Consider the following 18361-nt stretch of genomic DNA (forward strand, 5'->3'; position numbering starts at 1 on the left):
TGCGCAGCGGCCCAATGATTAAAGGTGAAAGAGTGTCCGGGCGCTTTTGTAAGGCAGGAATGTTTTAGTGTTGATGAGATCGCTTTCGCGGGCAAGCCTCGCTCCTGCAGGTTTGGCGTAACCCTGTAGGCGCGAGGCTTGCCCGCGATGGCGTAGGTTCGGCCAGCGCGGAGTCAGGAATACTGCACTTCAATCTCATCGAGCTGATGATCAAAGGTTTTCAGTCGCGCGGTCCAGGTGTACACCAGCACTTCAAAATCCCGGTTGATCACCGCCCCGCCCGTCACTTCTGCACGCGGGTCGCAGAAATCCAGCTGATAGCGTTCACGGGCCATGGCGGTAGCGACATCGGCCAGTTCCCGGGCGTTGTTCAGCCAGTGCCGGCCGTCGTCCTCGACTTGTTTGTCCAGTTCCAGGCATTGCTTCTTCAGGGTTTCCAGGCTTTTTTCCAGCGGCGTGCCGGTCAGTTCACCCATGACTTCCTGGAAGGTACGTCCCGGCTGCCAGTAACTGCCCCAGAAATAACGATCGAACACTGTTTCGACCCGACGCAACGCGACCTTGGTGTCCCAGATCAGCAGCAACGTCTTGCCTTGCTGGAGTTGTCTTTTTTTGATCCGTTGAGTCTGGACGCACGCCCAGGCCGCCACCGCAACGGACATCACGGCGATCAGCGCCACTGCGCTGTCGAGGAACACCAGCGCCTTGTCGATCTGATGCGCCAGCATGATGCCGTAGAAATAGGTGGCCGAAAGCAGCAATAACGCCACGACGGCGCACCAAAAGCCGAGAGCATAAGGGTTTTTCATTATTGGTTTCCCCATGACCTGCGCGAGCCTTGTATGCGGCAAGGGCGCTTTGCACGGGGCGCCCTTCCAACACTTCAAAGCATAGCAACGGCCTCAGGGTTTGCCGGAGTTCGACGCTTGCGTTCGTCCGCTTTCCCAGCCACCGCCCAACGCCAGGAACAAATTGATCTGGCTGGCGGCAACCTGGGTATTCGCCGCCGCCAGTTGCGCGGTGACGTCGATGTAGGTGCGCGTCGCCTGCAAGTCGGCCAGAAAGGAGGCGCGGCCGGCCTGGAAGAACCGGTGAGTCTGGTCAGCCGCCAGTTTCGCCGATTGCTCGGCGTCCGCCAGGGCATCACGGCGTTGCAGCAATGCTGAATACTGGGCCAGGCCGGTCTGGGCTTCGCGGATCGCGTTGAGCACGACACCGTCGAAATGCGCGAGCGCGCCCTGGGTGGCCGCCTCGGCTTCGCGAATGCGCGCTCGGGCGCCGTTGGTCGGCACCGTCCAGGATAACGACGGCCCGAAGCCCCAGCGATTGGTCGACGGCTCGCCGAGGTTGTCGAGAATACCCACGGTGCCGATGGTCGCGCCAATGCTGATGTCCGGGTACAACTGCCCCGTGGCGACGCCAATGGTGGCGGTCGCTGCCGCCAGTCGACGCTCGGCCTGCCGTATGTCGGGACGCCGCTTGAGCAACGATGCGCCATCGCCCACCGGCATCAGTTGGGCGATTTTCGGCAATTCTGCACAGGTCGCCGTGCCCGACGGCAGTTGATCCACCGGTTTGGCCAGCAGCATCGAAAGCTGAAACAGCCCTGCCTGACGCGCCGCCTCATAACGTGGCATATCGGCGCGCAAGGATTTGAATTGGGTTTGCGAGCGCGTGACCTGGGTTTCGTCGCCACGCCCGGCGTCGCGCAAGCGCTGGATCAGCGAGGTGCTCTGGGCTTGCAGATCAAGGGAGTGCTGGGCAATTTCCCGCTCTTCGTTGGCCGCGCACACCTGGGTGTAGGCGCGGACCACATCGGCCACCAAGGTAATGCGTGCGGTATCCGCGGCAGCCTGGGTCGCATCGGCATTGGCCTTGGCCGCTTCGATGCCGCGTTGCAATGTGCCGAACAGGTCAAACTGGTACGAGGCGCTGATGCCGATATCGCCGATGTTGGCCACCGGCACTTTTTCCGGCAACAGGAACGCTTCCCCGGATTCCTGCAAGCGCTGGGCGCCCATTTTCACCCCGCCACTCCACCCGCCCGCGGCCTCAGCCTCATCGACCTGAGCCCGCGCCCTGGACAGGTTGGCTGCGGCCACGCGCAAGTCGCTGTTGGAGGCCATGGCTTGCTGGACCAATTGGTCGAGTCGCGGGTCTTGATACAGACGCCACCAATCGGCCGGCACCGGCTGCGAAACCACCGGCTTGCCCTCCACCGCCAGTTCACCCTGCAAATCCTTGCGCTGGATGGCGGCTGCGTCCGGCACTTTATAATCCGGGCCGACCACCTGACATGCCGACAGCAACAGGCCTAATCCGGCAACCGCCAAACCCGAGGCCTTGCTCATTGCGCGGGCCCCCGGTTGTGATCGTCGATGATCGATACCGTCGCCGTGCGTCCGGCGATCATGCGGAAATCCGCCGGCACGTCATCAAAAGCAATCCGCACCGGAATACGCTGGGCCAGCCGCACCCAGCTGAACGCCGGGTTGACGTTGGGCAACAGGTTATTACCGCTGGTTCGGTCGCGGTCTTCGATGCCGGCGACGATACTTTCCACGTGTCCGCGCAAGCGCGCATTGTCGCCGATCACACGGATATCGACGCTTTGGCCGATGTGGATACCGTTGAGCTTGGTTTCTTCGAAATAGCCGTCGATGTGGAAGGAGTTACTGTCGACCACCGACAACACCGGGCGCCCGGCGCTGACGAACTCCTGGGTGCGCGGCGCGCGGTCGTTGACGTAGCCATCGACAGGACTGCGGATCACCGAGCGGTCGAGGTTGAGCTGCGCACTGTCGACCGCCACCTGCGCTTCCATCAACGCGACCTGGGCGCGGGCCACCCGCGACTGGCTTTCTTCCAGTTGCTCGCCCGGCACCAGATTGCCCAAGCCCTTGTTACGTTTGGCCTCGCGCTGGGCCTGGGCCAAGGTCTCCTGGCGGTCGGCGACCGCCGCTTTCGCCTGGCGCAGGGCCAGTTTGAAGCGGTCCTGGTCAATGCTGAACAACACCTGGCCACGCTTGACCAACTGGTTGTCGCGCACTTCCACTTGCTGGATCAGCCCGGAAACGTCCGGCGCGATCTGCACGATGTCGGCACGGATGTGCCCGTCCCGGGTCCAGGGCGCGAACATGTAATACATCACCATGCGCCAGACCACGACCACGGCGAAGCTCACGATCAACAGGGTCAGCACCACGCGACCAAGGGTTAGAAACGGTTTTTTCATGTCATCAGGTATCGACTGAGTGAATCCACGGCGCCAAGCAACAAGGCGTAGAGGGCCACGTTGAACAATGCCCGGTGCCAGACCAGACGGTAAAAGTGCAGGCGCGTCAGCACCCCGTGCACCAACAGGTAGAGCAGATATGTAATACCCATCAACACCAGCAGCGTGGGCAGGAACACCCCGCTGATATCCAGATCACCGATCATAAAGGCGCTCCATCGATGCCATGGGGAAGCGGTTCTTCAGGCTCGGCAGAACCCACGAATTCGACACCGGGCAACAACGCCAGGCGCAAGCCGCTCAAGGCGTGCAGCAGATGCCGACGGGTTTCATCGTCACCCGCGCCGGCAAGGGCGCGTCGGGTACGGTCGAGGGTCATCAGCAACGGACTCGGTGCCGGCAGGCGTTCACCGGCCTTGAGGCAAACCTTGAAATACTCGCCGACTTCGGCCACCACTTGATGCAACAACGCCTGCGGCACGCCGTGAACCCGTGGCGTGTAGGCGAGCAGGTCGAGCATATTCAACGCCACACGGACCTCCCGCAGCGCGATGCCGGTGTCCTGACCGGTCATGGCCAGACGCGGCAAATGCTGCATCAGCCGATCCAGGACCTGCACACCCAGTTTGCGGTGATCGGCCAAAGTGGCCGGTTCGCTGAGGCTGACAATGTCGTGCCAGGCAAAACGGGTCAGGCGCTTGGCTGCCAGTTCTGCACCGAATGGGCGGGCGATCAGGGTCCAGACGAACGCGAACAGCAACCCCACAGGCCCGGCGAGGTTGGAATTGACGAAGCTGAGGAAGTCCGCGTCGTAGGCGCCTTGAATGCTGATGAACGACGACGTGTTGACCAGCGTCAACAGCATGCCGAGGTAGAACTGCGGCTTGACTGTCAGGGTGCCAATGACGATGAACGGCACGGCAAACGCCAGCACCAGCATTGGAAAATCATGCAGGTTGGGCAGTACCAGAAACAGATAGAGGCTGGCGAACAACACCGACATCGCCGTCCAGAAGAAAAACCGGTAAATCTGCGGCGCCGGGTCGTCCATCGAAGCAAAGAAGCTGCACGCCACTGCCGCCAGAATCACCGCCGCGCCGCCATCGGTCCAGCCAAGCAGAATCCACAGCACCGAAGCGACAATGATCGCCATCACAGTGGACGCGGCGGAATAGAGCATCAGCCCCCGATCCAGGAATGCCGTCAGACGTCCCAGGCGCCAGTGTCGATAGACCGCACGCCAGCTGTCCTGGCTTTCGCATTGGATGGCCTGTTGCAGGCTGCGGCAGTCTTGCCACAAGTCGATCCATTCACCGAGGCGATAGATGGCGTTGGAGAACAGCAGTTGCTTGCGATCTTCCAGCGCGGCGGCGTCGGGTTGCAGGGCTTGGAGTTGGTCTTTCAACGCCTGCCAGCGGTCGAGGTCCGCCTCCTTGTGCTCGAGCCATTGCGTGGCGGCGACCAGTAGCGGCGTGAACTTCTCCACAAGCTCCGGTGTGCGCCGCTCCAGCGCGTAGAGCGCATCGTCGAGGTCATCGATCACCGGCAACAGGTGAATCATCCGCCCGCGCAGTTCCTTGGTGTTGCGCACGGTTTGCGGTCGCGCGCCTTCGTGGGGCAACTGGCCGATCATCAACTCAAGGGTGTTGAAGGTGGTCACCATCGAAGCGCGCAATGCACTGACTTCCTCCGGCTGTACATCGCGCCCAAGAAAACGCAGGCTGTAAGTCGATGCGTCGGCGAACCACTTGCTCACCGAGTCATTGAACACCGGGGCCAAACGCCGGGGCCAGAACATGGCGCCCACCACCGCCGCGACGGCGATGCCGAGGAAGATTTCTTCGGTACGCGCTTCGGCCACGTCCCACACACCCAATGGATTGTTCACTACCGGCAGCGCGATCAACGGCAAGGTGTAGCCGGCCAGCATCAAGGCGTAGTTGTTGGCGGTGCGCAAATGCATGGACAGGAACAGCAGAATTCCGGTCCATAGCGCGATGACTACCACCAATACGTATGGACTCTGGACAAACATCGGCACGAACAGAACCGCAGCAGCGGCGCCCAGGAAGGTGCCGACTGCGCGGTATAGCGACTTGGAACTGGTAGGACCGACAAACGGGCTGGAAACGATATACACCGTGGCCATCGCCCAATAAGGACGCGGCATCTGCATGAGCAACGCGATGTACAGCGCGATCATCGAAGCCGCGAAGGTGCGTACGCCGTAGAACCAGTCGCGCGCTGGAGGCATGCCTGCAAAAAAGCCGCTCACGGATGAGTTTCCGAAGGGTGCCCGGCCGCCTCGAAGGCCTTCAATACACGCAGAGCGGCTTCAAGGTCCCGCGGGTCAATGCCTTCGAGCACTTCGTTACGCAGTCGCACCAATTCGACTTCGACGGCTTGCACCAGGGTTCGCCCCGTTTCGGTGAGGCTCAGGCAATTTGCGCGCCGGTCCTGGGTATCGGCGGTACGACAGACGTAACCGGCATGGCACAGCTGATCCAGCAAGCGCACCAGGGACGGACTTTCCATCCCCGCCGCCTGAGCCACCGTCACCTGCCGCACACCCTCGCCCAATCGCCCGATCATCAATAAGGGGACGGCACAGGCTTCGGAGATTCCATAGTTGACCAGCGTGGTCTGGCAGATCTTTCGCCAATGCCGGGCGGCCACCACCATGGAGCTGCTGATGTTCATCTGGAGAGCGTCGAGGGAATTTGGCACGGGGGGAAACACACACTGTTAGCTTGCTAACTATCAATATCGCATTCGAGGGGATTTTTCGTCAAGTTTTGAAACAAATTCCCCACCAGTCGGAGAGCGTGCGCCCTTGGTGCCAACTGCGATACTGAAAACGTATATACTTTTTCAATACAAATGCCGAGAAGTCCAGCCATGTCAAAGCAAGCGGTTTTTACAATGAAACTTGAGTCTGAATTGCGCGAACAGTTTATGGCCGAGGCGGAAGCTGCTCATCGTCCAGCCTCGCAAATAGTGAGGGAGTTGATGCGTCAGTTTGTTCAATCCCAACGAGAGTCGCGCGAGTACGATGCGTTCTTGCAACGCAAAGTGGACATCGCTCGTGCTTCGATACGCAACGGCGACGTTCTGACGAACGATAAGGTTGAAGCAGAGTTCGCTGCCAGGCGCATGCAGGTGTCCCTGCAAGAATGAAAATAATCTGGACGAAACAAGCAGCACAGGACCGTGCAGACATTTGGGATTATTTGCATCCCATCAATCCAAAAGTAGCCAGCGAAATGGATACCCGTTTCAGTGATGCGATAGCCCGGCTTGCCCATTACCCGGAAAGTGGCCCTGCAGGAGTCATTGCAGGCACGCGCGAACTGATCCCCACCAGAATTACCGCATTGTTTATGAGTCTTGGGCGGACTCCATCTGCATACTCGCGGTGGTTCACACGTCCCGACAGTGGCCGCCTGAGAAGAGTTGAGCCCCTACAGTCCCCGCCCCTTCCTCAACATCACATCCAACTGATCCACCACCTCGGCCCAATCGGCGTCATCCAGAATTTCATTGCGCAAAAGCTCCGCCTGGCTCGGACTCCAGAAAAACGCGTCCGCCAGATGCAGTTCGGGTTTGAGCGGTGAATGGGTGGCGATGAATTTGTCGATGCTTTCAGCGTCGTCGTCCAGGCCCAGTTGCTTGAACAGGGATGGGAGGCTGTGGGTTGGGTTTTCCATGTCTGACTCCATTGGGTGACGTAGGTGACTCGCAGCATTCGCGGGCAAGCCTCGCTTTGCAGGAGCGAGGCTTGCCCGCGAAGACGGCAGCACAAGCACAGCAAAATTCAAATTCAGTGGCTCAATTCCCGCACCTCCGCATGCGGCAGCATTTTCAGGAAGTCCGGCATGTTCATGTGTAGCAGGTTGGTGTGGTTGCCGGCTTCCAGGTAGATGTCTTTTTGCCGGGTCAGCAATGGATCGATGACCACGTCCAACCCATAGGCTTCACCCAGGGCAGGCACTGCACCGCGTTCGCAGTCTTCGAACAGATGCGGCAGATTGCTTTCCCGGGATACCTGCCACTCACCACTGCTGCGGACCTTGCTCAGGTCCAGATGACGGCTGGCGGGCAGCACGGCCATCAGATAATGCCCATGGTGATCATCCAGGATCACCGACTTCGCCACCCGCTCCGCAGGAATGCCCGCGACTCGCGCCGTTTCCAGGCTGCTGGCCGAGTGGGGATGGCTGACGATGTCATAGTCGCATTGAGCCTTCTCCAGGCTTCGCTGCACGGTTCTTGCCATACGCATGATGCACCTCGATGTCCGCAACAATGCCTGGCGGACGCTGGTTAACGCTATTCTGCGTAGTAAAAGTCTAGGCCCGCCGGGCCGGTTCGAAGGGAAATCCGCCCATCGGACAAGTCGACATCTGAGCAAAAATCATACAGATGCCGGGTCAACTAGACTGAATACAGAACCACTGGCGACTCTCCCGGAGGGTCACGTGAAAACGCGTTGTTGTGCCTTTGCCTTGTTGTTGGCATTAAGCGGCTCTGCGCTCGCCGCGGATGCCGGCCTGCCGGCAACCAATCCCGTCGGAATCTGGCTCATTACCTTTGGTATCGCCTTTCTGATTGCCGAGGCTGCCCTGCCCAATTACGGCGTGATCGGCCTGGGCGGGATCGTGATGTTCGTGATCGGCGCGGTAATCCTGACCAACGCCGAAATGCCCGTGCCGTTGATGATCGGCCTGGGAATGATCAGCGCATTGCTACTGATATTTCTGCTGATCCGTGCCCTTAAAACCCGACCACGACAAAACGTCAGCGGCGACGCCGGCTTGCTGGGCAGCGTGACGCCAGTGTTGTCATTGCAGGCTGGCGATGCTTTTCACGGCTGGGTGCATTTGCAGGGTGAACGCTGGCAAGTGTCGAGCACCAAACCGCTGCACATCGGGCAGCGGGTCCGCGTGGTGGGGCGCAACGGATTAACGCTGGAAGTGGCCGCGACTGACGCGGTGGCGGCTGGAGAATAGCCATGGGTTTGCAACTGGGTTTTGTCGCGCTACTGCTGCTGTTGATCGCATTGGCAGGGGCGACTTTGCGCATCCTGCGTGAATACGAACGCGGTGTCGTATTCCAGCTCGGACGCTTCTGGCAGGTCAAAGGCCCCGGCCTGATCCTGTTGATTCCGGTGATCCAGCAAATGGTCCGAGTCGACTTGCGCACGGTGGTCCTCGACGTACCGGCGCAAGACGTGATCACCCGCGATAACGTTTCGGTCAAGGTCAACGCGGTGCTGTACTTCCGCGTGCTCGATCCGCAAAAAGCGATCATCCAGGTCGAGGACTTTTTCATGGCCACCAGCCAATTGGCGCAAACCACGTTGCGCGCCGTGCTCGGCAAACACGAGCTCGATGAATTGCTGGCCGAACGCGAACGGCTCAACACCGACATCCAGCAAGTGCTCGACGCCCAGACTGACGCTTGGGGAATAAAGGTCGCCAACGTCGAGATCAAGCATGTCGACCTCAATGAATCGATGGTCCGCGCCATCGCCAAACAGGCCGAAGCAGAGCGCGAACGCCGGGCCAAAGTGATTCACGCCGAAGGCGAACTGCAAGCCTCGGAAAAACTCATGCAAGCGGCCGAAATGCTCGGCCGCCAACCCGGTGCGATGCAACTGCGGTATATGCAAACACTGAGTTCGATTGCCGGCGACAAGAGTTCAACCATCGTCTTTCCGTTGCCGATCGAGTTGCTCAAGGGCATGGCGGATTTGTCGTCGAAGCCTTGAGCGGTCCTCAGCGTTGCGCCGCCAACGGATACACCGACTGCCAGCCACCACCCAAGGCCCTGTACAAGCCAACCGCCGCCAGCGACACGCCAGCAGAACTCTCGACCCATTGCTCCTGGGTCGCCAGCAACGCGCTTTGAACGGTGAGTACGTTGACGAAATCCACCACTCCTTCGGTGTATTGCCGTTGCGCGGTCTGCAGGGCGACCCGGTTTTGCCGCACCGCTTCGGCTAGGCTGTCGCGGCGCAATTGACTGGCGTTATAGGCACTCAACTGATCGTCGATTTCATGCCAGGCACGCAGTACGGTTTGCTGATAGGCAATGGCGGCTTCCTGTTGTTGGGCTTCACGCAGGTTCAGCACGCCGCGCAAGCGTCCGCCGTCGAACAACGGCAAGCTGAACTGCGGGCCGATGCCGAATGCCCGTGAGCCCCACGAGCCGAAATTGCTCAGTTGCATGGCCTGTGATCCGACATTGCCCGACAGCGTGATGCGCGGATAAAAATCACCCTTGGCCACGCCGATGCTCGCAGTCGCGGCATGCAAACGGGCTTCGGCTTCGCGGATGTCCGGACGGCGTTCGGCCAGTTGCGATGGCAGCCCGATGGCGACCTGACGAGGCGTCTGCGGCACTGGCGCGTCGCTGGACAACTCGGCAGCCAACGCTTGTGGCGGCTCGCCCATCAACAGGCTCAAAGCGTTGATCAATTGCGCCTGACGTTGCTCAAGCGCCGGCAGGCGCGACTCGATAGCGGCGACTTGCGCGGCGGCTTCGGCAACATCCAGATCGGTCGCGACACCGTCCGCCAGACGCAGTTGCGACAGCTTCAAGCTGTGGCGAGCGACATCGAGGTTCTGCTCGGTGACGGCGCGGGTATTTTGCACACCGCGCAACTGAATATAGTTTTGTGCGGTGTCGGCGAGCACCGACAACAACACGCCGCGACGATCGTTTTCGGCAACCTCGAGAGTGGCGTCGGCGGCTTCGGTTTCGCGGCGCACCCGGCCCCAGAAATCCAGTTCCCAGGACGCGGAGAAACCGCCGTCCCACAAATTGAAGGCGGCGTTGCCGTTGTTCCCCGACGGGTCCATCAGGCCTTCGCCGCTGTTACGTTTACGCGCGTAACCGCCGCCGACGGCGGTTGTGGGATAGCGATCGGCCGTCACCACCTGGCGCACGGCGCGGCTCTGTTGCAAGCGACTGCTGGCGAGCTTCAGGTCGAGGTTGTCGGTGAGGGCGCGCTGGCTCAGGGCCGAGAGTTTCGGGTCATTGAAGACTTCCCACCAACGCTCACCCAGGGTCTCGTTGACGACCTGACTGGCGGCGGCTTTTGCAGGCTTGGCCCACTCGGTCACTTGAGGCGATTCGGGCTTATGGAAATCCGGGCCGACGGTGCAGGCGCCCAACGCAAACAAACTAAAAACCCACACTGCTGACTGGGCTAACGCCTTGTGGCGAGGGCGCTTGCACCCGCTGAGCGGCGAAGCGGCCGAAAAATCCGTGAGCGCTGCGCACTCAAGCGGGAGCAAGCTCCCTCGCCACAGGGATCGATGTTTGTCTGAAAAAATCATCGCTGAACAACCTCGTTCACCTTGCCACTGGCCGTATCAATCCGCGCCTCCACCGACATCCCCACGCGCAACCGTTCAGCCATCGGCTGCCCCGGTTCCAGCACAATTTTCACTGGAATCCGCTGCACAACCTTGGTGAAGTTACCGGTCGCGTTGTCCGGTTTGACCGAAGCGAACGTCACGCCAGTAGCCGGCGCGATACTTTCGACATGACCGTTCAGCGCCGCACCGCCAAAGGTATCGACCCGCACCTGCACAGCTTGCCCCTGCTGCACATTCGTCAATTGGGTTTCCTGAAAGTTGGCCACCACGTAGGCCTGTGCCAAGGGCACTACCGCCAACAACTTGCTGCCGGGCGTGACATAGGCGCCGACCCGTACGGCGCGTTCGCCAACCATGCCATCTTGCGGCGCGACGATGCGTGTGTACGACAGCTCATAACTGGCGATTTCCAGCTTCGCTTGCGCGCGTTTCAAGCCACCTTCAGCCCCGTCACGTTGCGCCGCGAGAATGTCGACCTGCTTGCGCTCCGCCGCCAGCACCGCCGTGGCATTGGTCAACTGCGCGCTGGCCTGATCGATGCGCGTGCGGGCCTGCTGTGCATTTTGCACCGTACCCGCACCGACCCCGGCGAGGTGGTTGTAGCGATTCAATTCGTGTTCGGCAAACGCCATTTCCGCCTTGGCCGAAATCACTTTTGCTTGCGCCTGGGCGATCACCGAGGCTTGACGCTCCAGAGTCGCCCGGGCGTTTTGCAGTTGCGCCTGCGCCACCAGCGATTCGGCTGCGGCGGCCTCAGCGGCGGCGCGCAGATCACGGTCATCGATCAGCGCCAGCAACTGACCGGCCTTGACCTGCTGGTTGTCCTCCACCAGCACTTGCTTGATGAAACCGGCAACGCGCGGCACCACCAGCGTGTAGTCCGCCGAGACGTAAGCGTCATTGGTGCTCTGCTGCGTGCGCTGGCCGAACAGGTTGGGCGAAAGCAGATAAACCAGAACGCCTAGCGTGATCACGACCGCAACGCTCACGGCCACTTTTTGCTTTGATTGAGTCGTCATAAAAACCTTCAGTTTCAGTGGAGCATTCAGGTCGGTGCGCGCGGCGGATAGATCCGCGTCGGCAGCCAGAAAATCAGCAGGATCAGCGCTACGGCGACACCGGCCATGCACAGGTAAAGATCCGAAGCGGCGAGCACCACGGCTTGCTCATGCAGGCGACGGGCAAGGCCCGGAGTGTCGCTATCGACCAGAGGCGAATTGCCGAGACGGTCCACCAGCATCGTCGAGTGAAAGTGCAGACGCTGGGTGGTCAAGGTTTCCAGCACCCCGGTGGCGATGACTGCCGCCAGGCCTTTCACGGTGTTGAACCAGGCCGACGCGAACGGCCCGTCAATGGGTTGAATGCTGCCGGTCGAGAGCATCAACAGCGGCAACACCGCCATCGGTTGGCCGAATATCTGCAGCAGTTGCAGCACATAGAAATCGTCGCGAATCCACGCCGAGGTCAGCTGCGAACCGCCCATGCAGGACAGCGTCAACATGCTCAGGCCGATCCCCAGCACCCAACGGCAGTCAACCCAACGCAAGTTGCACAGCGCCGCCACCAACGGCAGCGCGATCAACTGGGGCAATGCTGCAATCAGCGTGATCGGTGCGGTTTGCACCGGGCGGTATCCCTGAACCTGTGCCAGATAGCTCGACGGAATAATCACCACCGCCAGCAACACCACCAGCACCCCGGCCAGGGTGATCAGGGCAAACGACAGGTTGCGGATGCCGAGCATCTGCATCTTGAAAAACGGAATCGGCTGCGACCACTCGTTGATCAGAAACAGCACCAGCAACAGCACCCCGCCCACCAGCAAACCGCAGATCAAACTCGACTCGAACCAGTCCAGCCGATTGCCCTGCAGAATGCCGATCACCAGCATGCAAATCGCCGGGAACCCCAGCAGCAGACCGCGCCAGTTGAACTGCTTGAAGCGCTCCAGGCGCAGCGGATCCTGAGGTATGCCATAGCCCACCGCGACCATGGCAATCAGGCACGGCACGACGATTTGCCAGAAGGTCCATTGCCAACCTACATATTCGGTCCAGAGCCCGGCCAGCGGCGTGCCCAGTCCGGGGCCGAAGGTGGCCGTCAGGGTGTAACCGGCCAAACCGTAGAGCTTGACGTTGGCCGGCAGAAATCGCAGGGCGACGGTCATCAGCATCGGCGGCAGTGCCCCGCCGGCCAGGCCTTGCAAAGTACGCAGTACCAACAGGCTTTCGTAGTTCGGCGCCAGCGGGCACAGCACCCCCAACAGGGTGAATGCACTGATCGCGTACAGGGTGAAGCGCCGCAACGAAAACGTCACCGAGCACCACGGGGCAAACGCCGCCGCGGCCACCGAAGTCGCAGCGTAACTGGCGACCAGCCAGGTGCCCTCGTCATAGCCGATGGCCAGGGCGCCCCGGATATCCGCCAGGGCGACTTTGGTCACCATCTCGTTCAGGCCGGAGACCAACACAGCCAGCAACACGCCCACCAGGCCAATGATAAGCCGTGGGCCAAACACCATCGGCGCAGCCGCTGTCATGGGCGCAGCCAAAGGCGCCGAGGCCGTCAGGGAGGTCATCGGTGTACAACTCCGAAAAAAGAAGGTGGCAGTCTACGAACGCTCATCGCTGACGAAAACTGACTTATCGGCAATTTATAAGTGCGTCGGACGCAGCATTTGAACCACGTCAATCAAGCGATAGCGATCACGGCCTCATCAGGAAAATGACGGAAAAAACTAACACCGCCGCGTCAGCGCAACCACCATCCATAGGTGTTAATGGCCCTTGCGGCCATCAAGGCTGAGCGGCCAGCCATGTCTCGTCGCAGCAGGCTTTCAGGGTTTCTCGCAGCCAGCGATGGGCGGGATCGTTGTCGAAGCGTGGATGCCAGGCTTGGCTGAGCACGATGGTGGGCAGCGGGATGGGCAGGGTGAACGAACGCAACTTCAGCCCCAATCGGCGCACGCTCAACAGCGTCTCCCGGGGCACCGGCAGAATCAGGTCGGAATCGGGCAAGGCGAACATCGCCGCATGAAAACTCGGCGCGATCACCGCCACCCGCCGCTCCAGCCCCAAGGCGTTGAGTGCCGCATCGATCGGCCCGCGGGCGATACCGCGCCGGGACATGCTGATATGCGAGTAACCGGCAAAACGTTCGGCGGTGATTTCCTGATCGAGCAAGGGATGATCCTCGCGCACCAGGCCGACAAACTGGGTGGAAAACAGATTCTGCACTTTCACTTCCGGCATCAGCGGCCGATTGTTGCTGACGCTCAGATCGATGCGGCCCTCGCGCAAGGCCTCGTCATCCCCGTCGCCCTCCGGCGCAAAACGCAATTCGCAATGCGGGGCCTGGCGCTCCATGGTGTCGAACAACTTCCCACCGTAGATGCCAATGAAAAAGTCGTTGGCCCGTATGCTGAAGCGCCGCCGCAAACTGCTCAGATCCACCACGCGAGCCGAGTGAAACAACTGCGCGGCCTGCTCCACCACATCGCGCACCTGCTCGCGCAACTCCAGCGCCTTGGGCGTGGGCACCAGACCGCGACCGGCGCGCACCAGAATCGGATCACCGATCGCCTCGCGAACCCGCGTCAATGTTCGACTCATCGCCGCCGGGCTCAGATTCATCCGCCGCGCAGCACCGACCACACTGCCCTCGTCGAGCAAGGCGTCGAGAGCGACCAAAAGGTTCATGTCGGGCAGTTGCATGGCGAGCACTCGTTTCTGGTCCGGATTGATCCAGACGCAATGCTAGCAAACAACGATTGGATGAGGTGCAGGCAGTACCGGCCCCATCGCGAGCAGGCTCGCTCCTACAGGGGATCTGGGCAGCTGCAAAATTGGCGTACGACACACCCCCCTCGTAGGAGCGAAGCTTGCTCGCGAAAGCGGCTGAACTGACACCACCTACCCACAAGCAAGCCCAAAAAAACGACTCACGCCACTATCAGTTCTGATAGTTCTCAAACCGATTCATACGAGTAAAACTCAAGGCCTGCCCCGTTTACGTAGAGACTCCGGCATGAGCCAACCTGGTGATCAAGACGACCGCAGCCGTTCACGCACAGTGTTGCTGGCTACCGACATCAGCCATTCGGTCATTGGCGAAATCGTCGATGGCCGCACCCACACCATCGCCTACTCAGCTTATGGCGAGCAATCCGCTCAACAGAAAGTCGAGACACGATTGGGGTTCAATGGTCAGTTGCGTGAAGCGAATATCGGTTGGTATTTGCTGGGTAACGGCTACCGCGCCTATAACCCGCGATTGATGCGGTTTCATAGCCCGGACAGTTGGAGCCCGTTTGGGGAGGGTGGGTTGAATGCGTATATGTATTGCGGTGGCGAGCCGGTCATGAATACCGACTCATCAGGGCATTTGCCCTTCCCCGTACTGAGCAAGGCTTTTGCCAACTTGATGGATGTTAAAAATATCTTTGTGAATACCTATCGGGCGAATGTTGCCGTGAGCAACAACCCAGTGACAGCTTTGGTCTCGAGCATTAAAGGACTCGGTTTGTCCAACACGGCGGATTTTCTACCTACGAATGGAACACTGACATTTGGGACCAGGCCAATGTCGAATCCAGTTCTTACCACTGCGAAAGTCGGAGGTTTGCATCATAAAGTCGGAGGGGTGCCAAGCTCTACGCCTAATCAGGGAACTAGCGCCTCACTTCCTGGCTCGTCCGATGGCGGTCAACGCGGAGGTTTTAACTCAGATCCTGGCAGAAGTTGGACACCAATTCCCCCAACTCGGAGACCTCCAGATAAGGAAACGATCACAATCTGGACGCGCTACCCAGATGAGGTAAAAAGATCGCTATCTCCAGAGAGTCAAAAACGAGTGAGGGATATAAGGGATCGAAAAGAGCCATTGTAGAAAACGATCGATCGCTCCTCCGATATCAACCCATCCAAGAGTAGTGGGGGATGTTTTTCACCGCACCATCCCCCACCGCTTCACCGTCACCCTTTCCAACGAATCAAACACCAGATTCTCCACCAGCAACCCGATCAAAATAACCACCGCCAACCCGGCAAACACCTTGTCGGTATACAGCTCATTGCGGTTCTGAAAGATGTACCAGCCCAATCCACCCTTGCCGCTGGTCGCGCCAAACACCAACTCAGCCGCGATCAACGTGCGCCAGGCAAATGCCCAGCCGATTTTCAGGCCGGCGAGGATTGACGGCAATGCTGCCGGGATCAGGATGAACAGCACGAATCGCATCCCTTTGAGGCCATAGTTGCGCCCGGCCATGCGCAGGGTTTCCGAGACGCCGAGGAAGCCGGCGTAGGTGTTCAGCGCCAGCGCCCAGAGCACCGAATGGACCAGCACGAAAATCAGACTGTTCTGCCCCAACCCGAACCACAACAGCGCCAGCGGCAGCAGTGCAATTGCCGGCAGCGGGTTGAACATCGAGGTCAGGGTACTCAGCAGGTCGCGACCGAACTGCGTCGACACCGCCAGCGTGGTCAGGGCAAACGCCAGGACGATGCCGATCAGGTAACCCTTGAGCAACACCACCAGGGAAATCCATACCTTGCCGAGCAATTCACCGCTGAACAGGCCGTCGTACAGCGCACTGGCGGTTTGCAGAAAACTCGGAAGCAGCAGGTCGTTGTTCTGGTAGCGGGCAACCGCTTCCCACAACACCGCGAGCAAAATCAGGATCAGGCCTTTGCGCAGCCAGCCCTGTTGCCAAAGACGTTGGCCGAGGGGCAATTCACGCTCCAGCGGCACGCTGGTCAGTGGTGGTAAAACCGTTTCGAACGCTTCACGCGGGGATGATAATTGGCTCATTGAGCCCTCCTTTCAATTGGCTCAATAAGCGATGCGGATATCGGCGAAATCCAGTTCGTGTTCGGTTTCCGGCGACTGGCCTTCATCAAACAACAGCCTGTGAATGCGCCGCGCCGATTCCTGGAACGCCACGCCGCCAAGACTGTGCAAATCGTATTGATGGCTGTGGACTTCCGCCCGCACTCGCCCCGGATGCGGTGACAGCAACAGGATGCGATTACCCACCACCAGCGCCTCTTCAATGGAGTGCGTAACGAACAGCAAGGTGAAGCGCACTTCCTCCCAGAGCAGCAGCAATTCTTCCTGCATCTTGCGTCGGGTCAACGCATCAAGGGCCGCGAAGGGCTCGTCCATCAACAGGATTTTCGGCTGCATCGCCAATGCGCGGGCGATGGCAACCCGCGCTTTCATGCCGCCCGACAAGGTGTGCGGATAAGCGTCGGCGAATGCCGCCAGCCCGACTTTCTCCAGATAGTGCAGCGCCCGTTCTTCGGCCTCTTTGCGCTTGAGGGTTTTCGAAGCCAGCAGTGGAAACATCACGTTTTGCTTGACGGTTTTCCACGGCGGCAGCTGATCGAATTCCTGGAACACCACGATCCGGTCCGGCCCCGGTGCGTCGACGCGCTGACCTTGCAAACGGATCTCGCCCTCCACGGGCTGGATGAATCCGGCAGCGGCTTTGAGCAGTGTCGACTTGCCGCAACCGGACGGCCCGAGCAGGACAAAACGGTCCGCCGGATCGATCTCGAAACTGACTTGATGGGTCGCCCGCACCACACGCTGCGGCGTGCGGTATTCGAGGCTGACGTTATCGACCGACAACAGCGCCTGGGCTGCCGTGGCCGGTTTGCTGACCGTGTGGCCTTGCAAGGGGGCATTCATGTCGATCAGCTCCCTTGCAGTGGTTTGGCGTCCTGGAAGAAGTAGTCCTTCCATGAATCGGGTTTATTTTTGATCGCGCCGACGCGGTAAAGAAACTCGGCCAAGGGGTAGGTGTTTTTCGGCGTGACGCTGAATTCGAACTGCGGGTTGTCGATGATTTTCAGCAACGCCGCGCGGTCGATTTTCGCCTTGGTGACGCGAATGTAGGTGTCGGCTGCCGCGCCTTTATCGTTCTGCGCGAACGTGGCTGCTTCGGTCAAGGCATCGATAAAGGCTTTGTAGGTTTTCGGGTTTTCGTTGCGGAATTTCTCGGTGGCGAACAGCACCGTTGGTGAGTTCGGGCCGAGTAAATCGTAAGTGTTGAGCACCACGTGCACGTTCGGATTGGCCAGTGCCTGATCCTGGAACGGCGGGTTGGAGAAATGTCCGGTCAGCTCCGTGCCACCAGCCACCAGCGCTGCCGTGGCATCCGGGTGCGGAACGGCGATGGTGTATTTGTCGAGGCGATTGAAATCCTTGTCGCCCCACTGTTTGGCGGCGGCGTATTGCAGGAAGCGCGACTGCACGGAGACACCCACGGCCGGCACCGCGATACGGTCCTTCTCGGTGAAGTCGGCGATGGTTTTGACTTTCGGATTATTGCTCACCAGGTAGTACGGAAAGTTACCCAGGGAGGCCACGGCTTTGACGTTCTGCTTGCCGTGGGTGCGATCCCAGATGGTCAGCAGTGGGCCGACACCGGCACCGGCAATGTCAATCGAGCCTGCGAGCAGCGCATCGTTGACCGCTGCACCGCCCGAGAGCTGGGTCCAGTCGACTTTGATGTCGAGGCCTTCCTGCTTGCCGTACTTCTCGATCAGGTTCTGATCGCGCACCACGTTGAGCAACAGATAAACGATGCCGAACTGTTCGGCGATGCGGATTTCACCTTCGGCCTGGGCCACGCTCGGCGCCACCAGGCTACCGGCAATCAGGCTGAAACCCAGGCCGATGGCGGCGGCCAGCGGTGTGAATGGAAGACGTTTGGACATGATCGATCTCCGGCAAA

19 protein-coding genes and 1 pseudogene are annotated in these 18361 nt (G+C 60.0%); 5 read left to right on the forward strand and 15 right to left on the reverse strand.

Annotation, left to right across the window (positions count from 1 at the left end):
• Nucleotides 1–173: 173 nt before the first annotated feature.
• The 6 genes from D8U73_RS11640 to D8U73_RS11665 form a co-directional block, all read right to left on the reverse strand.
• Nucleotides 174–809, reverse strand: a complete 636-nt coding sequence (locus tag D8U73_RS11640; protein WP_056852055.1) for a hypothetical protein — start codon at nt 807–809, stop codon at nt 174–176.
• Between the two features lie 93 nt (nt 810–902).
• Complete coding sequence (locus D8U73_RS11645; RefSeq protein ID WP_130904521.1) at nt 903–2351, reverse strand: efflux transporter outer membrane subunit; 1449 nt, start codon at nt 2349–2351, stop codon at nt 903–905.
• Nucleotides 2348–3235 carry an HlyD family secretion protein gene (locus tag D8U73_RS11650; RefSeq protein WP_056852053.1) on the reverse strand — a complete coding sequence of 296 codons (888 nt, stop codon included), beginning with the start codon at nt 3233–3235 and terminating at the stop codon, nt 2348–2350. Before D8U73_RS11650 ends, D8U73_RS11645 begins: the two co-directional genes overlap by 4 nt.
• Entirely contained in the window at nt 3232–3441 is a 210-nt protein-coding gene (locus D8U73_RS11655; RefSeq protein WP_056852052.1) for a DUF1656 domain-containing protein, read from the reverse strand. Before D8U73_RS11655 ends, D8U73_RS11650 begins: the two co-directional genes overlap by 4 nt.
• Nucleotides 3438–5510, reverse strand: coding sequence for an FUSC family protein (locus D8U73_RS11660; RefSeq protein ID WP_130904522.1), 2073 nt, complete (start codon nt 5508–5510; stop codon nt 3438–3440). The genes D8U73_RS11655 and D8U73_RS11660 overlap by 4 nt, the downstream gene beginning before the upstream one ends.
• Nucleotides 5507–5935: a MarR family transcriptional regulator gene (locus D8U73_RS11665; protein ID WP_056852050.1), complete on the reverse strand. Its 429-nt coding sequence runs from the start codon at nt 5933–5935 to the stop codon at nt 5507–5509. The genes D8U73_RS11660 and D8U73_RS11665 overlap by 4 nt, the downstream gene beginning before the upstream one ends.
• 198 nt (nt 5936–6133) lie before the next feature.
• Between D8U73_RS11665 and D8U73_RS11670 the strand changes: the two genes are divergently transcribed.
• On the forward strand, nt 6134–6412 hold the full coding sequence (locus D8U73_RS11670) for a hypothetical protein (protein WP_056852049.1): 279 nt from the start codon (nt 6134–6136) through the stop codon (nt 6410–6412).
• A pseudogene (locus D8U73_RS29720) lies at nt 6409–6504 on the forward strand (type II toxin-antitoxin system RelE/ParE family toxin); the annotation flags it as partial. The gene D8U73_RS11670 and the pseudogene D8U73_RS29720, both read left to right, overlap by 4 nt.
• A gap of 192 nt (nt 6505–6696) precedes the next feature.
• On the opposite strand, the gene D8U73_RS11680 reads toward D8U73_RS29720, so the two are convergent.
• Entirely contained in the window at nt 6697–6942 is a 246-nt protein-coding gene (locus tag D8U73_RS11680; RefSeq protein WP_056852047.1) for a DUF2789 domain-containing protein, read from the reverse strand.
• 113 nt (nt 6943–7055) lie between these two features.
• Entirely contained in the window at nt 7056–7517 is a 462-nt protein-coding gene (locus tag D8U73_RS11685) for a YbaK/EbsC family protein (RefSeq protein WP_056852046.1), read from the reverse strand.
• Between the two features lie 196 nt (nt 7518–7713).
• On the opposite strand from D8U73_RS11685, the gene D8U73_RS11690 reads away from it, so the two are divergent.
• Both D8U73_RS11690 and D8U73_RS11695 read left to right on the forward strand, forming a co-directional pair.
• A complete protein-coding gene (locus D8U73_RS11690; protein ID WP_056852045.1) occupies nt 7714–8244 on the forward strand; it encodes an NfeD family protein in 531 nt (176 codons plus the stop codon).
• A 2-nt stretch (nt 8245–8246) separates the two neighbouring features.
• Nucleotides 8247–9005: a slipin family protein gene (locus D8U73_RS11695; RefSeq protein ID WP_056852044.1), complete on the forward strand. Its 759-nt coding sequence runs from the start codon at nt 8247–8249 to the stop codon at nt 9003–9005.
• A gap of 7 nt (nt 9006–9012) precedes the next feature.
• On the opposite strand, the gene D8U73_RS11700 is transcribed toward D8U73_RS11695, so the two are convergent.
• The 4 genes from D8U73_RS11700 to D8U73_RS11715 form a co-directional block, all read right to left on the reverse strand.
• Nucleotides 9013–10578, reverse strand: coding sequence for an efflux transporter outer membrane subunit (locus tag D8U73_RS11700; protein ID WP_130904523.1), 1566 nt, complete (start codon nt 10576–10578; stop codon nt 9013–9015).
• Complete coding sequence (locus tag D8U73_RS11705) at nt 10575–11639, reverse strand: HlyD family secretion protein (protein WP_130904524.1); 1065 nt, start codon at nt 11637–11639, stop codon at nt 10575–10577. Before D8U73_RS11705 ends, D8U73_RS11700 begins: the two co-directional genes overlap by 4 nt.
• A gap of 26 nt (nt 11640–11665) precedes the next feature.
• The gene (locus tag D8U73_RS11710) at nt 11666–13198 is read right to left on the reverse strand and encodes an MFS transporter (RefSeq protein WP_130904525.1); all 1533 of its coding nucleotides are present in this window, start codon (nt 13196–13198) and stop codon (nt 11666–11668) included.
• Nucleotides 13199–13415: 217 nt separating this feature from the next.
• Complete coding sequence (locus D8U73_RS11715) at nt 13416–14333, reverse strand: LysR family transcriptional regulator (protein ID WP_130904526.1); 918 nt, start codon at nt 14331–14333, stop codon at nt 13416–13418.
• Between the two features lie 313 nt (nt 14334–14646).
• On the opposite strand from D8U73_RS11715, the gene D8U73_RS11720 reads away from it, so the two are divergent.
• On the forward strand, nt 14647–15507 hold the full coding sequence (locus tag D8U73_RS11720) for an RHS repeat-associated core domain-containing protein (RefSeq protein WP_130904527.1): 861 nt from the start codon (nt 14647–14649) through the stop codon (nt 15505–15507).
• Between the two features lie 57 nt (nt 15508–15564).
• Here the strand turns inward: D8U73_RS11720 and D8U73_RS11725 are convergent, their stop codons facing one another.
• The 3 genes from D8U73_RS11725 to D8U73_RS11735 are packed head-to-tail and all read right to left on the reverse strand — an operon-like array spanning nt 15565 to nt 18344.
• Nucleotides 15565–16431 carry an ABC transporter permease gene (locus tag D8U73_RS11725; RefSeq protein WP_130904528.1) on the reverse strand — a complete coding sequence of 289 codons (867 nt, stop codon included), beginning with the start codon at nt 16429–16431 and terminating at the stop codon, nt 15565–15567.
• Nucleotides 16432–16452: 21 nt separating this feature from the next.
• Nucleotides 16453–17313: an ABC transporter ATP-binding protein gene (locus tag D8U73_RS11730; RefSeq protein WP_130904529.1), complete on the reverse strand. Its 861-nt coding sequence runs from the start codon at nt 17311–17313 to the stop codon at nt 16453–16455.
• 5 nt (nt 17314–17318) lie between these two features.
• On the reverse strand, nt 17319–18344 hold the full coding sequence (locus tag D8U73_RS11735) for an ABC transporter substrate-binding protein (RefSeq protein WP_056852037.1): 1026 nt from the start codon (nt 18342–18344) through the stop codon (nt 17319–17321).
• Nucleotides 18345–18361: the final 17 nt, after the last annotated feature.

The sequence above is a fragment of the Pseudomonas sp. Sample_22 genome, assembly GCF_004307635.1.
Taxonomy (GTDB): domain Bacteria; phylum Pseudomonadota; class Gammaproteobacteria; order Pseudomonadales; family Pseudomonadaceae; genus Aquipseudomonas.